Here is an 11,860-nt window from a genome sequence, read left to right on the forward strand (position 1 = left end):
CCACCCGTCCGGTGACGATAGCCAAGAGGTCCCACCCGTTCCCATGCCGAACACGGAAGTTAAGCTCTTGTGCGCTGATGATAATTGGGGGGCGACCCCCTGTGAAAGTAGGACGTTGCCGGGCTTTATAATATTCCACAGTAGCTCAGTGGTAGAGCTATCGGCTGTTAACCGATCGGTCGCAGGTTCGAATCCTGCCTGTGGAGCCAATGGAGAGCTGTCCGAGTGGCCGAAGGAGCACGATTGGAAATCGTGTAGGCGGTGTTAACCCGTCTCGAGGGTTCGAATCCCTCGCTCTCCGCCATTACATAATAGCTTTTAGGCCCGTTGGTCAAGTGGTTAAGACACCGCCCTTTCACGGCGGTATCACGGGTTCGAATCCCGTACGGGTCACCAATAATGGAGGATTAGCTCAGCTGGGAGAGCACCTGCCTTACAAGCAGGGGGTCGGCAGTTCGATCCTGTCATCCTCCACCATTATTTACAACATCGCGGGGTAGAGCAGTCTGGTAGCTCGTCGGGCTCATAACCCGGAGGTCGGAGGTTCAAATCCTCCCCCCGCAACCAAAATGGTCCGGTAGTTCAGTTGGTTAGAATGCCTGCCTGTCACGCAGGAGGTCGCGGGTTCGAGTCCCGTCCGGACCGCCATTTTATTTTTAAAGAAGTAGTTGTATTTTTCTAGTGATGCAGTATAAACTGTTCATAGAGAAAATATATGCATGGCTCGATAGCTCAGTCGGTAGAGCAGTGGACTGAAAATCCACGTGTCGGCGGTTCGATTCCGTCTCGAGCCACCACTTTTTTTATGCCGGTCTAGCTCAATTGGTAGAGCAACTGACTTGTAATCAGTAGGTTGAGGGTTCAAGTCCTTTGGCCGGCACCATGTGGAGGGGTAGCGAAGTTGGCCAAACGCGGCAGACTGTAAATCTGCTCCCTCTGGGTTCGGCGGTTCGAGTCCGTCCCCCTCCACCATTTTTTATTCATATATATATAGGGGTATAGTTTAACGGCTAGAACGGCGGTCTCCAAAACCGCAGATGTGGGTTCGATTCCTACTACCCCTGCCAATATTAATTATGGCGGTTGTGGCGAAGTGGTTAACGCACCGGATTGTGGTTCCGGCATTCGTGGGTTCGATTCCCATCAGCCGCCCCATTTTTGTATTGGGCTATGGCCAAGCGGTAAGGCATCGGACTTTGACTCCGTGATGCGCTGGTTCGAATCCAGCTAGCCCAGCCATTTATGCGGAAATAGCTCAGTGGTAGAGCACCACCTTGCCAAGGTGGGGGTCGCGGGTTCGAATCCCGTTTTCCGCTCCATTTCTAACGCGAGTCCAACATATAAAAGACCGCATTTTATAAATGGCGGCATAGCCAAGTGGTAAGGCAGGGGTCTGCAAAACCCCTATTCCCCGGTTCAAATCCGGGTGTCGCCTCCATACATCATTTTTATCTTTACAACCTGCCGGGGTGGTGGAATTGGCAGACACACAGGACTTAAAATCCTGCGGAGGGTGTACCTCCGTGCCGGTTCGAGTCCGGCCCTCGGCACCAACTTCATCAATTTACTGATATGGCGGTGTGGCGGAATTGGCAGACGCGCACGACTCAAAATCGTGTTCTTAACAGAGTGCCGGTTCGATCCCGGCCACCGCTACCATTCATTTAATAATAGGTAAACAGCTCCCACTGCCGGGAGCTGTTTTTTTATACTTTTTAGATGGAAATAATGCAAAATATTAACTGATTCCATGATATACTAAAAGAAATCATATATATTCATAATAGTAAGAATTTTCTATTTAATTTCCTTTTACATAAAAAGGGGGAATGCATATGAAACCTATGAAGCCGATCAAATCGAAGACTTCTATAAAAACAATAGACCCGCGTGAGGATTTACACATTAACTATACATTAACGCATACTATTCACTCGACAGTATTTATCACGTTTTTTTTCGAACAAAACGATAAAGAAGACTTTAAAACTATTATTTTAGAACGCCTTCCCGCGAATCATCGAGTGTACATTGAAGAAAACATGAGAAGTTGGTTTACTATTCCGGACGAAATAAACTTGTACATCCACCATCGGTATTAAATAATAAAAACACAACCAGTGATGGTTGTGTTTTTATTATTTATGGCGCTTTCTGGAAAGAAAAAGCAGGCTGTTCGGCATCTAAAATAACCACATCCGCGTTTCCGCTGTGGATTTGATGAAACATTTTGGAAGAAGCTGCAAGAAGTTTTTCCGCCTCTTCTTTTGGAAGAGAAGGAGGAAGGTAAAAGAGCTGAAGGATCTCTGTGCTTTCTTCCGTTGTTTTCGTCCGATGGGAGTCAACAATAGGGCTTCCAAATGCCCCTTCCTCGTCGCAAGAGACAATTTTGTCTTTGAATGTATTGCTTCTTCCATTCAGTCCTTCGTATGTGTCGGATTCCTCTCCGATTTTCACCGTAACCGTTCCTTTTAATGCAGAAGCATCATAAATACCTGCAGGAAGCATGTATTGAATAGAGAAAAAGTTGTTTAAGTCAACGGCGGAATGGACAAAAGAAAGGTTTCCGTTTTTCTTTACAGATCGGGCGAGAGACTCGTGGGAAGGCCGGTACCTGGATGGATCTGTACCTGCTGCTTTAAAAATGCTGCGCCACTCTGCGATGCCTTTCTTTTCTATAAGAGGAAGATCCTGCAGTTCGGTATGAAGTGTTTCCTGGTAGAACTGCAGCCGGCCTTTAATCATTTTAGGAGACTCGCCAACTATGATATCCTTATAGTAGATAGCTCCAATTTTCAGTCCGGGAACTGCATTCCGTAGAGATTTATCGAGCAGGACGTGTGTTAGCATTGAAAAACTCCTTTGTGTCTTAATAAAATGAGTTTACTATAGTATGGAATGAAGAAAAAGGGGAGACGGCGATTGCCTGAAGAAACACTGAAAGAAAAAATAACATCCTACGCAAAAGAGATCGGCATTGATAAAATTGGATTTGCTTCCGCCGATCCCTTTCTAACCTTAAAAGACAGGCTGCTCACACAGCAGGCCCTTCAGTACCAGTCTGGTTTTGAAGAGAAAGATATAGAAAAAAGAACCCATCCCTCTTTGCTTATGGAGGAAGGACGGACGATCATTTCCATAGCGCTCGCCTATCCTTCCAAATTAAAAAATGCCCCGAAAAGCAAAAAAGGGGACAGGCGCGGCGTATTCTGCCGTGCCTCCTGGGGAGAAGACTACCATCATGTATTACGAGAGCGCCTCAGGAGGCTGGAGCAGTACGTGAAGGAATTGGATCCGCAGGCGCAGTGCCGCTCCATGGTGGACACAGGAGAGCTCTCAGACAGAGCAGTAGCCGAAAGAGCAGGTATTGGCTGGAGCGCTAAAAACTGTGCCGTTATCACACCGGAATTTGGCTCTTATGTGTACCTGGGGGAAATGCTGACAACGCTTGCGATTGAGCCGGATATTCCATTAACGGATCAATGTGGCTCCTGCAATATATGTGTCGATGCCTGTCCGACGGATGCCTTGATTCAGGGGGGACAGCTTGATGCTAATAAGTGCATCGCCTTTTTGACGCAGACAAAAGATATGCTTCCGGAAAGGTACCGGAAAAAGATAGGCAACCGGATATACGGCTGTGACACCTGTCAGCAGGTATGTCCGAAAAACAAAGGGGTCGACTTTCATCACCAGAAAGAATTTGAGCCGGATCCGGAAACGGTCAAGCCGAACTTGAATTCGCTTCTTCATATGAGCAACAAAGAGTTTAAAGAACGCTTTGGTTCTATTGCCGGTTCATGGAGAGGAAAAAAACCAATTCAGCGTAACGCGGTCATTGCTTTGGGGAACTTTAAAGAAGAATCCGCCGTGCCGGAGCTTGTTGAATTAATAAAAAGTGATCCGAGGCCGGTCATCCGTTCGTCCTGTGCATGGACACTTGGGCAGATTGCAACACCTGAGGCTGTAGTAGGGTTGGAAGAAGCCTATATGCTTGAACAGGAAGCGGAAGTGCTGGCAGAACTGGAAACCGCACTTGGCCTGCAGTGAAACAGAAAGGGGATGCTTGAATGAAAGATATGCTGTATTATACAGAGGTGGCCAGTCCTATCGGTCCGCTGACGTTGTTTGCCTCCCATAAAGGGTTGATGGCTGTAAAGTTCGCGGCTGCTGAAGAATCAGTGTCATTATTTCATGTATGGGCGGCAAAATCCCGAGGCGTTAATTTTGAATTGGAAGAAAGCGCTCCAGCATTCAAGGAAGCAGTCCACCAGCTCAAAGAATACTTTAATGGGGAACGCACGGACTTTACTATTACGTATGATTTAGAAGGAACACCGTTTCAGAAAGCTGTATGGCAAGCCCTAATCGATGTGCCTTACGGAAAAACGGCATCGTATAAAGAGATAGCTGCCGCTGCCGGCTCAGAGAAAGCTGTAAGAGCAGTAGGCAACGCCAATAACAAAAACCCTATCCCTATCATGATCCCGTGTCACCGCATTATAGGAAGCAATGGGGCGCTTGTCGGATACGGTGGGGGAATGGACAAAAAAATCTATCTGCTGGAAATGGAAAAAGAACGGATGGAACAACAGTTGGAAATCAGATAGGCATCACAGAAAGGAAACATGAAATGAGCAACCATATCGTACTTTATCAGCCGGAGATTCCAGCCAATACAGGTAATATAGCAAGAACCTGTGCAGGCACCGGCACGCATCTCCATCTGATTCGACCTCTTGGATTTTCAACAGAGGACAAAATGCTGAAAAGAGCCGGCTGCGATTACTGGCCGGACGTTAAAATACATTATTATGATTCGTTTGATGAATTAACGGACACGTTTCCGCAGGGAATATTTTACTTTATCGAAACCGTGGGAAGCAGAACTTATTCATCTATTGATTACAGCAGGACAGAAGAAGATCTTTTCTTTGTATTTGGAAAAGAAACAAAAGGTATCCCTCAGGAGCTTATCGACCGCTATGCGGATACATGCCTGAAAATACCACAGAACGATTTAATCCGTTCGCTTAATTTATCCAACACGGCTGCAATTATTATTTATGAAGTGCTGCGTCAGCAGAATTTTCAGCAGTTAACGTAAAACGACAGGCCCTTGAAAAAGGGTCTGTCGTTTTACGTTGATAACGCTGTCAATTTTTACTTTTTGTGAGCCTTCTCATCCACTCCGGCAGTGAAAATAGAAGCCAGGAACATGACACAGATGCCAAGCAGCAGTAATAGTTTCATCTTCATCGTCCTTTCTATGTATCAGTCTATGCTATTAGTATAACCTACGGACCCCGGTGTGTGAAATGGTATCTGGATTACCGCTCTTTATGTTGTTATAATAAATACAGAATCATTCGAAAAAAACAGGAGGCGTCAAAACATGTATGTAGTGATGAACGAATTAAATGTGCCGGCACCTGCGCGCGGCCAGATGAAAGAACGATTTGGAAAAAGCGCTGAAAATATGAAAGAGGTGGAAGGCTGCCTGGATTTCATGTTTTTGGAACAGGAAAAAGAGGAAGCTCCTCTTGTTGTATTTACGAAGTGGGAATCCAAAGAAGCATACCAGAACTGGCTTCACAGCGATCAGTTTAAGAACGCCCATAAAGAAAAGCGGGAATCCAAAGAGAAGAGCCCGGCTTCTGGAAACGAATTAAAAGAGTTTGAAGTCGTTCATCATTTATAATAGTAAAGCCTGCAGCGCTGCTGCGGGCTTTTTAAAAGAAAAGGTTGCCATCTGATGAAAAATACATATTTAACAAGTCATTTTCCATTGTTCGCCATTCTTCTTTTCAGCTTATCGTTTGCGGTTTATACAGAACAGCGGGTAAGCAGTTTTCTGCAGGATATTGGATTGTATCAGGGCATGATGGAAGTTATGTCGGAAGCAGGCATTAAGATAAGTATTCTGCTGTTTTGCATGCTTTTCTATTTTATGCTGTTTGCAGCATTTAAGCTCGTAGCGGGAACAATACTCGAGCTATCCCTGCTGTTTTTTTCAAAAGATCAGGAAGGGGAAGCACTGCAGAAAATCAGGGGAGGAAGTTGGATTTATCTTGGGGCCGGCCTGGTATCACTTCTTCTGGTTTCTTCTGCTGCGGCGCTTGGTGGTCTTTTTATTACAGCTGCGATTATCTATTTTACTTATTTTCTTTTTCGGACCAGGCATTTAATTTCAGCGCCGGGATTGATTGGGGTGCTGTTTCTACACGGTAGCTTCTGGACCGTGCTGTTCCTGTCTATAGGCTATGCCGGCCTGCGTCTGTATAACAGTTTTATAGAAAGCCTGCCTGTTTTGTGAATTATTTTTACAAGGCTGGAATGGGTGCAAAAAGACAGGTGGGCGCGTATCGCGGCCCACCTGAAATGATATTTATAGTTATTCCATAACTTGTTTCCACCATAGGAGGGCCGGCTTTTCTCCTTCTATCGCAGAAAGAGAAGCCGGCTGGTCTTCTCCAATCCAGACCGCAGTAGTATAGCGTTCATTGTACCCGGCAAACCACAAGTCTTTTTCATCGTTTGTTGTTCCCGTTTTCCCACCAAAACTATCCGCATTTATCCCTGCCGCTGTTCCTGTTCCGGATACCATCACTTCCTTCAAGAGCACCCGCATTTCCTGATTTGTTTGTTCCGACCAGACCTGTTCTGTTTTATCCTTCCATTCATACAATATCCGTCCTTCTTCATCCTGCACGCTTGATATCGTCCGTGCCGGAGTGTAGGCTCCTTTGCTTGAGAAAGTAGTATAGGCGTTGGCAAGTTCCAATGGACTGATCCCCCGGCTGAATCCACCTAAAGAGGAAGCTGGAGTTTGATCGGCAGCGGTCACGTTATCAAACGAAAACGCATCCAGATAAGAAAAAGATTCATTTATTCCGGTCTCCTCAAAAAGCCGGACGGCGGATGTATTGTAGGAAGCCGCGAGCGCCTGCTTTAAGGAGGCCGGCTGAGTGGAGCCTGCTTGTGATACACAGTATTCTTTAATACAAATGTCATTCGTTGCCACCTTCGATGAGGAGGAAGCTTCAAACGTGTCGATATAAGGCGCATAGACGAGGAGCGGTTTAATGGTGGACCCGGGCTGCCTGTAAGCTTGAAAAGCCCGGTGAAATTCACCGCTTTGATAATCGCTGCCGCCGACGGCCGCAATAATTTTATGATTTACATGGTCAATCGTCACAGAAGCGCCTTCTGTGGCAGTACCTCGAAGAACAGAAGCGGCCGCTTTGTCCTGGGCGGCTTGAAAATCGCTGTCGAAATGAGTATAAATATGAATCCCGCTGTCAATTAATTCTTCGATGCGTTGATCGAGCTCTTCGGACACGGCCTGTTTTTCCTCTTCCGCTGCCGCTTCTGCTTTTTTCGAGTACCCTTCCTTCTCGGCCACAAGTTCACGGAATTCACTTTTTACGAGTTCTTCGTAGTCCGGTGATACGGAAGCCCTCGTTTTGGGCTCTGTAACGGTAATAGGGGCATCCAGTGCCTGTTGGTATTCTTCTTCTGAGATGTTTCCCATATCGAGCAGTTTCTGCAGGATCCATCCCTGGCGTTCTATCGTATTTTCTTTATTGTTAATAGGATCGTAGTAGGTGGGATTAGCGGGAATCGCTGCTAAAAAAGCTGTTTCCCCCAGGCTGAGTTCACTGCTTGATTTAGAAAAATAGGATTGGCTGGCAGTTTCAAATCCGTATATACCACGGTTAAAGTAAATAGTATTAATATACATTTCCAGTATTTCCGCTTTCGAAAATTCGTTTTCCAATTCTACAGCATAAAGAACTTCCGCGATTTTACGTTCATACGTCTGGCCGTGATGTAGAAACAGGTTCCTTGCCAGCTGCTGGGTTATCGTGCTCGCTCCTTCTTCAATAGAACCGGCATTGGCATTAGCCAGCACCGCGCGCAGCACGGCAGAAGCATCCAGACCGTTGTGCTCAAAAAACTGCTGGTCTTCCGTAGAAAGAAAAGCCTGTTTCACTATCTCGGGTGTTTTGGTCTGTTTTTTATACAAGCGGTTCTGTTCGTTATGCCATTCAGCCAGAATGTCATTTTTGGACGTATACACAAAACTGTTTGATGGTATTTGAAAGGTATCTCTATCTATGAGGTGATCCAGGGTTTGAGCAGGAGAGGTATAGTCGATACTTTCTGCAGCAATAGCAGCTGTCAGAAAAACAGTAATGGTGAGAAGCATAACAATAAAAAGCGTCCCGGCTTTGTTATTCAAAGGAGTTCCTACTTTCTTTCCAGCGTTCTTTTTCTTTATATCGGCAGAAATCCGAAAATAAAAAGAAAAACCCTCCATTTTTGGAGAGTTTAACTGGAAGCTGGTAAATCAAGAGCAGGAGAGGGGTAAAGGGAAGTACTTTCTTCAATCCGCCGAATCATAAAAGGTTGATTATTTTCGTCGATTTCAATAGGGAAAACGTTAATTTCTTCTTCCGTTTCAGATGCTTCTTCGGCTCCGGCCCCCTGGAAAGAAAGATCCAGCACCTGATTGGCAATAACAGGCTGCATAGTGACCGGAGCATCTCTTCTCCATGAGACAGATTCGCCGCTGTCGATATAAAAGGACTGTTTGTATCCACCCAAAAGGGAATTGGCAGCAGAAGATTCCAGTGCTTGTTCTACATAGAGGGTGTAAATGCCGCCCCGTTCCATTTCCTCAGCAGGAGGGATAATCTTAACTTCCTGATCAGTCGTAAGCACAAGAACGGAATTTAATTTTTCGTCGTTTTCATCGGTAATATAAATGTTTTCCTCTGTGAGAGAGTCAGGGTTGACCGCCTGATTTAAAGTGAGTGTCCAGATCTCGTCTCTGGCTATTTTTACCGGTGTGTTTACATCTTTGAATGTGCTGCTGTTTTTTACTTCATACATTTCTACATTTTCAATTTCATCCGCATGGCTGTCGAGAGAAGCTGTATCCGTTGGATAAACAGAGTGCTCAATGTTAAATTCCTCTGGATCCGGATAGCGCAGAGAATAATAAATCTGCAGTGTGTTCTCGCTTATATTCGTTTGTTCAATATTTAATCTATAGCCTGTTGAGTTTTTTTCCCCCCATGCCATAGTAAGTTCCTCATCATTTAGAGAATAAGATAATCCCGGCGGGGAGGTATTTACTTCATCAGCCATGGAGTCCAGGGTAAACATAGATGCATGACCTGGAAAAATAGAGAACGCGAGAACTATGGAAAAAAGAACCCATAGTACCTTCATAAAATATCCCCTTATTGTTACGTGTCAATTAAATTTTAAAAAAATTCCTTTAGTAATTGTTACACATTTGTTACATAATTTTTCATTTTAAGTTATAGTATTGATTTTATCCTATATGACCGTCAACTAGCAACTTCTATTTACGGGAAGACAATGATTGTTCTTGTAAATCAATAATGATACATTATAATAGATATGAAACGGAGGAAAAGAAATGAATAATATCGCCCGTGAGATATGGGATTGGGTCAAAACATTTATTATCGTTATACTAGTCGTACTTATCGTAAGACAGTTCTTATTTGCCAATTACATGGTGCATGGAGAGTCCATGATGCCTACAATAGAAAATGGAGAACGTCTGATTATTAATAAAATTGGATATGAGTTTGGAGAGCCGGACCGTTCGGATATGATTGTCTTTCACGCAGATGAACAGAGCGATTATATTAAAAGGGTAATTGGTGTACCTGGAGATCACATTGCATTCGAAGATGATGTTTTGTACGTAAACGGTGAAGCCCAGGATGAAGCTTACCTTGAGCCTTACAAAGAACAAGCTTCCGAAGCGGGGTTATTTACACAGGATTTCACTTTAGAAGAGCTCACAGGACAGAGTACGGTGCCGGAAGGGTCTGTATTTGTAATGGGGGACAACCGTTTAAATAGTATGGACAGCCGTCAGCTTGGATTTATTGAATCAGAGGAAATTGTAGGAAAAGCAAATTTACGCTATTGGCCGATTGAAGAGTTCACGTTAATAGGATAAGAACAAATGTACCTTCTTAAATAAAGAGGGTGCTTTTTTTATTATTCCGACTATTTTAAGAGACCGTTTTCTTCAGTAAGAAGTAATTGACGCGCTGTTAATGGAGAAGGTACAATAACTACCGTTCGTTAGTTTTGAAAGGCGTGTTGGGTAATGAGGAAAGACAAGGTAAAACAGGAAGCGTTAGTACTGTTTGCTGATAATGGCTACGATGGAATGAGTTTATCAGACCTGGCTGAACAGCTTGGGATGAAAAAACCTTCCTTATATAATCACATCGAAAGCAAGGAATCGTTATTTCTTGATATCGTGGATGAAGTATTTCGTTCGTACGTAGACTATGTAAAAGATTCAATATCGTTAAAAAGCAAAAGCAATGTCGAATACCGGCTGAAAGAAGTGTTAACATCAACAGCACGATTTTTAAGTTCTAAAGATAAAGGAATGCTGTATATGAGAGTGTTAACATTTCCGCCGCGACATCTGCAGCCAACCATATTGAACAAATTTTCAGCTTACGAAGGAGAAACCGACAGCCTGCTTATTACGCTTTTAAAAGAGGGAATGGCGCAGCAGGAAATCCAGCAGGGAGATACAACCACGTACCTGCAGGCGTTTTATGTTATTTTGGACGGAATTGCAACAGAAATGTATATATATGATGCGGAAACAGTAGAAAAGAAAACAGAAGCGGCATGGTTTGTTTTCTGGAATGGAATCCGTTACAACGGTCAGGTGGGATAGTAATGGAATGGATTGGATGGTATTTAGGAATATTTGTAATGGCTGCAACCCCGTGGCTTGAACTGATTGTAGTTATTCCGATAGGCATTGGAGCGGGGCTTCATCCTGTTCCGGTAGCGATTGTGTCGTTTTTAGGAAACGCTCTGCCGGTGCTGCTTATTATTTACGGTATGGACTGGATGAGAAAAAGACAGTGGTATCAGCGGTTTATTCAAAAACGGAAAGATAAAACTGACACGAAATGGGAAAATGCCGACCCAAAAAAACTGGCAAAAAAAGAAAAACGCCAGAAGAGAATGAAACGTATTTTCGATAAATACGGAATTCCCGGCATTGCATTGGCCGGACCGGGAATTACGGGAATACATTTAGCCACGGCCCTGGCGATGGGCTTCCAGGGAGGCCGGAAACAAATTGTACTGTGGATGAACGCCAGCCTCGCCATATGGACTATTGCCATGACAATCGCTTCTGTAACAGGGATAGATTGGCTTATGAGCTGGTTTGGATAAAAAAAGCTGTACTGCCTAAAGGGGCAGTGCAGCTTTTTTTAGGAGTTCCTGGAGATTACTGCCAGTGGGATTGAATAAATTCGTCCCGCCCTGACTGTTTTCTATCTTCTTTATACTCTTTTTCATGGGTTTTATAAAAGTTCTGGTGATAATCTTCTGCTGGATAAAAAACAGCAGCGGGTTTAATTTCCGTAACGACGGGGCTGGAAAACTTTCCGCTCTGCTCCATGTCTTGTTTAGACTGCCGGGCAGAGGCTTCCTGATCTGTATTATGATAAAAAACAGCAGTACGGTATTGGGAACCGCGGTCCTGAAACTGTCCGCCATCGTCGGTAGGGTCAATTTGCGGCCAGTATAACCGGAGCAGCTTTTCATACGAAAACAAAGAGGGATTGAATTCGATCTGCACCGCTTCGTAATGACCGCTTTCTCCTGTTTTTACTTCTTCATAAGACGGGTTGTCCACATGTCCGCCTGTATAGCCGGAAGTGACACTGATGATGCCTTCAAGTTCATCAAAGGGCTGAACCATGCACCAAAAGCATCCTCCAGCAAATGTCGCTTTTTCATAATCTACAGTCTTGGTCATCCATAT

13 protein-coding genes, 16 tRNA genes and 1 rRNA gene are annotated in these 11,860 nt (G+C 44.5%); 26 read left to right on the plus strand and 4 right to left on the minus strand.

The features are described from left to right. Positions 1 to 7: 7 nt before the first annotated feature. The 18 genes from rrf to AC5W14_RS15425 all read left to right on the plus strand — a co-directional run bounded on the left by rrf (position 8) and on the right by AC5W14_RS15425 (position 2,102). Positions 8 to 124: ribosomal RNA gene (rrf, locus tag AC5W14_RS15340) — 5S ribosomal RNA — on the plus strand. Positions 125 to 134: 10 nt separating this feature from the next. Continuing rightward, positions 135 to 209: transfer RNA gene (locus AC5W14_RS15345), tRNA-Asn, on the plus strand. 2 nt (positions 210 to 211) lie between these two features. Then, a tRNA-Ser gene (locus AC5W14_RS15350) sits at positions 212 to 304 on the plus strand. 17 nt (positions 305 to 321) lie between these two features. Next, positions 322 to 396 (plus strand) — tRNA-Glu (locus AC5W14_RS15355). A 5-nt stretch (positions 397 to 401) separates the two neighbouring features. Next, a tRNA-Val gene (locus AC5W14_RS15360) sits at positions 402 to 477 on the plus strand. Positions 478 to 490: 13 nt separating this feature from the next. Beyond that, positions 491 to 567 (plus strand) — tRNA-Met (locus AC5W14_RS15365). Between the two features lie 4 nt (positions 568 to 571). After that, positions 572 to 648 (plus strand) — tRNA-Asp (locus AC5W14_RS15370). Between the two features lie 73 nt (positions 649 to 721). Next, positions 722 to 797: transfer RNA gene (locus AC5W14_RS15375), tRNA-Phe, on the plus strand. Between the two features lie 10 nt (positions 798 to 807). Beyond that, positions 808 to 883, plus strand: a tRNA-Thr gene (locus tag AC5W14_RS15380). Positions 884 to 886: 3 nt separating this feature from the next. Beyond that, a tRNA-Tyr gene (locus AC5W14_RS15385) sits at positions 887 to 972 on the plus strand. A 20-nt stretch (positions 973 to 992) separates the two neighbouring features. Beyond that, positions 993 to 1,067 (plus strand) — tRNA-Trp (locus tag AC5W14_RS15390). A gap of 12 nt (positions 1,068 to 1,079) precedes the next feature. Next, positions 1,080 to 1,155: transfer RNA gene (locus tag AC5W14_RS15395), tRNA-His, on the plus strand. Positions 1,156 to 1,164: 9 nt separating this feature from the next. Continuing rightward, positions 1,165 to 1,239 (plus strand) — tRNA-Gln (locus AC5W14_RS15400). 5 nt (positions 1,240 to 1,244) lie between these two features. Further along, positions 1,245 to 1,319, plus strand: a tRNA-Gly gene (locus AC5W14_RS15405). A 44-nt stretch (positions 1,320 to 1,363) separates the two neighbouring features. After that, positions 1,364 to 1,438: transfer RNA gene (locus AC5W14_RS15410), tRNA-Cys, on the plus strand. Between the two features lie 25 nt (positions 1,439 to 1,463). Beyond that, positions 1,464 to 1,553, plus strand: a tRNA-Leu gene (locus tag AC5W14_RS15415). A gap of 21 nt (positions 1,554 to 1,574) precedes the next feature. Continuing rightward, positions 1,575 to 1,659: transfer RNA gene (locus tag AC5W14_RS15420), tRNA-Leu, on the plus strand. A gap of 176 nt (positions 1,660 to 1,835) precedes the next feature. Then, positions 1,836 to 2,102 (plus strand): hypothetical protein, encoded by a 267-nt coding sequence (locus tag AC5W14_RS15425; RefSeq protein WP_496058926.1) that lies wholly within the window; start codon positions 1,836 to 1,838, stop codon positions 2,100 to 2,102. A gap of 40 nt (positions 2,103 to 2,142) precedes the next feature. Here the strand turns inward: AC5W14_RS15425 and AC5W14_RS15430 are convergent, their stop codons facing one another. After that, complete coding sequence (locus tag AC5W14_RS15430; RefSeq protein WP_496058925.1) at positions 2,143 to 2,850, minus strand: B3/B4 domain-containing protein; 708 nt, start codon at positions 2,848 to 2,850, stop codon at positions 2,143 to 2,145. Positions 2,851 to 2,922: 72 nt separating this feature from the next. Between AC5W14_RS15430 and queG the strand changes: the two genes are divergently transcribed. The 5 genes from queG (at position 2,923) to AC5W14_RS15455 (ending at position 6,316) form a co-directional block, all read left to right on the plus strand. Beyond that, positions 2,923 to 4,050, plus strand: coding sequence for a tRNA epoxyqueuosine(34) reductase QueG (gene queG, locus AC5W14_RS15435; RefSeq protein ID WP_496194946.1), 1,128 nt, complete (start codon positions 2,923 to 2,925; stop codon positions 4,048 to 4,050). Positions 4,051 to 4,070: 20 nt separating this feature from the next. After that, positions 4,071 to 4,610 (plus strand): methylated-DNA--[protein]-cysteine S-methyltransferase, encoded by a 540-nt coding sequence (locus AC5W14_RS15440; protein WP_496058923.1) that lies wholly within the window; start codon positions 4,071 to 4,073, stop codon positions 4,608 to 4,610. Positions 4,611 to 4,633: 23 nt separating this feature from the next. Beyond that, entirely contained in the window at positions 4,634 to 5,107 is a 474-nt protein-coding gene (gene trmL, locus AC5W14_RS15445) for a tRNA (uridine(34)/cytosine(34)/5-carboxymethylaminomethyluridine(34)-2'-O)-methyltransferase TrmL (protein WP_496058922.1), read from the plus strand. 288 nt (positions 5,108 to 5,395) lie between these two features. Then, on the plus strand, positions 5,396 to 5,701 hold the full coding sequence (locus tag AC5W14_RS15450; protein ID WP_252314490.1) for an antibiotic biosynthesis monooxygenase family protein: 306 nt from the start codon (positions 5,396 to 5,398) through the stop codon (positions 5,699 to 5,701). Positions 5,702 to 5,755: 54 nt separating this feature from the next. After that, the gene (locus AC5W14_RS15455) at positions 5,756 to 6,316 is read left to right on the plus strand and encodes a DUF5366 family protein (protein WP_496194947.1); all 561 of its coding nucleotides are present in this window, start codon (positions 5,756 to 5,758) and stop codon (positions 6,314 to 6,316) included. 78 nt (positions 6,317 to 6,394) lie between these two features. Here AC5W14_RS15455 and AC5W14_RS15460 read toward each other — a convergent pair whose 3' ends face one another. Beyond that, positions 6,395 to 8,245, minus strand: coding sequence for a transglycosylase domain-containing protein (locus AC5W14_RS15460; RefSeq protein WP_496194948.1), 1,851 nt, complete (start codon positions 8,243 to 8,245; stop codon positions 6,395 to 6,397). An 89-nt stretch (positions 8,246 to 8,334) separates the two neighbouring features. Beyond that, a complete protein-coding gene (locus AC5W14_RS15465) occupies positions 8,335 to 9,240 on the minus strand; it encodes a protease complex subunit PrcB family protein (protein ID WP_496058919.1) in 906 nt (301 codons plus the stop codon). Between the two features lie 214 nt (positions 9,241 to 9,454). Here AC5W14_RS15465 and lepB point away from each other — a divergent pair, with 214 nt between their 5' ends. The 3 genes from lepB (at position 9,455) to AC5W14_RS15480 (ending at position 11,265) form a co-directional block, all read left to right on the plus strand. Next, positions 9,455 to 10,009, plus strand: a complete 555-nt coding sequence (gene lepB, locus AC5W14_RS15470) for a signal peptidase I (protein WP_496058918.1) — start codon at positions 9,455 to 9,457, stop codon at positions 10,007 to 10,009. 153 nt (positions 10,010 to 10,162) lie between these two features. Then, positions 10,163 to 10,753, plus strand: coding sequence for a TetR/AcrR family transcriptional regulator (locus AC5W14_RS15475; RefSeq protein ID WP_496058917.1), 591 nt, complete (start codon positions 10,163 to 10,165; stop codon positions 10,751 to 10,753). 2 nt (positions 10,754 to 10,755) lie between these two features. After that, positions 10,756 to 11,265 carry a small multi-drug export protein gene (locus tag AC5W14_RS15480; RefSeq protein ID WP_496058916.1) on the plus strand — a complete coding sequence of 170 codons (510 nt, stop codon included), beginning with the start codon at positions 10,756 to 10,758 and terminating at the stop codon, positions 11,263 to 11,265. A 55-nt stretch (positions 11,266 to 11,320) separates the two neighbouring features. Here AC5W14_RS15480 and msrA read toward each other — a convergent pair whose 3' ends face one another. After that, entirely contained in the window at positions 11,321 to 11,854 is a 534-nt protein-coding gene (gene msrA, locus AC5W14_RS15485) for a peptide-methionine (S)-S-oxide reductase MsrA (protein ID WP_496058915.1), read from the minus strand. Positions 11,855 to 11,860 lie beyond the last annotated feature (6 nt).

The sequence above is a fragment of the Sinobaca sp. TMA16-18 genome, assembly GCF_059510535.1.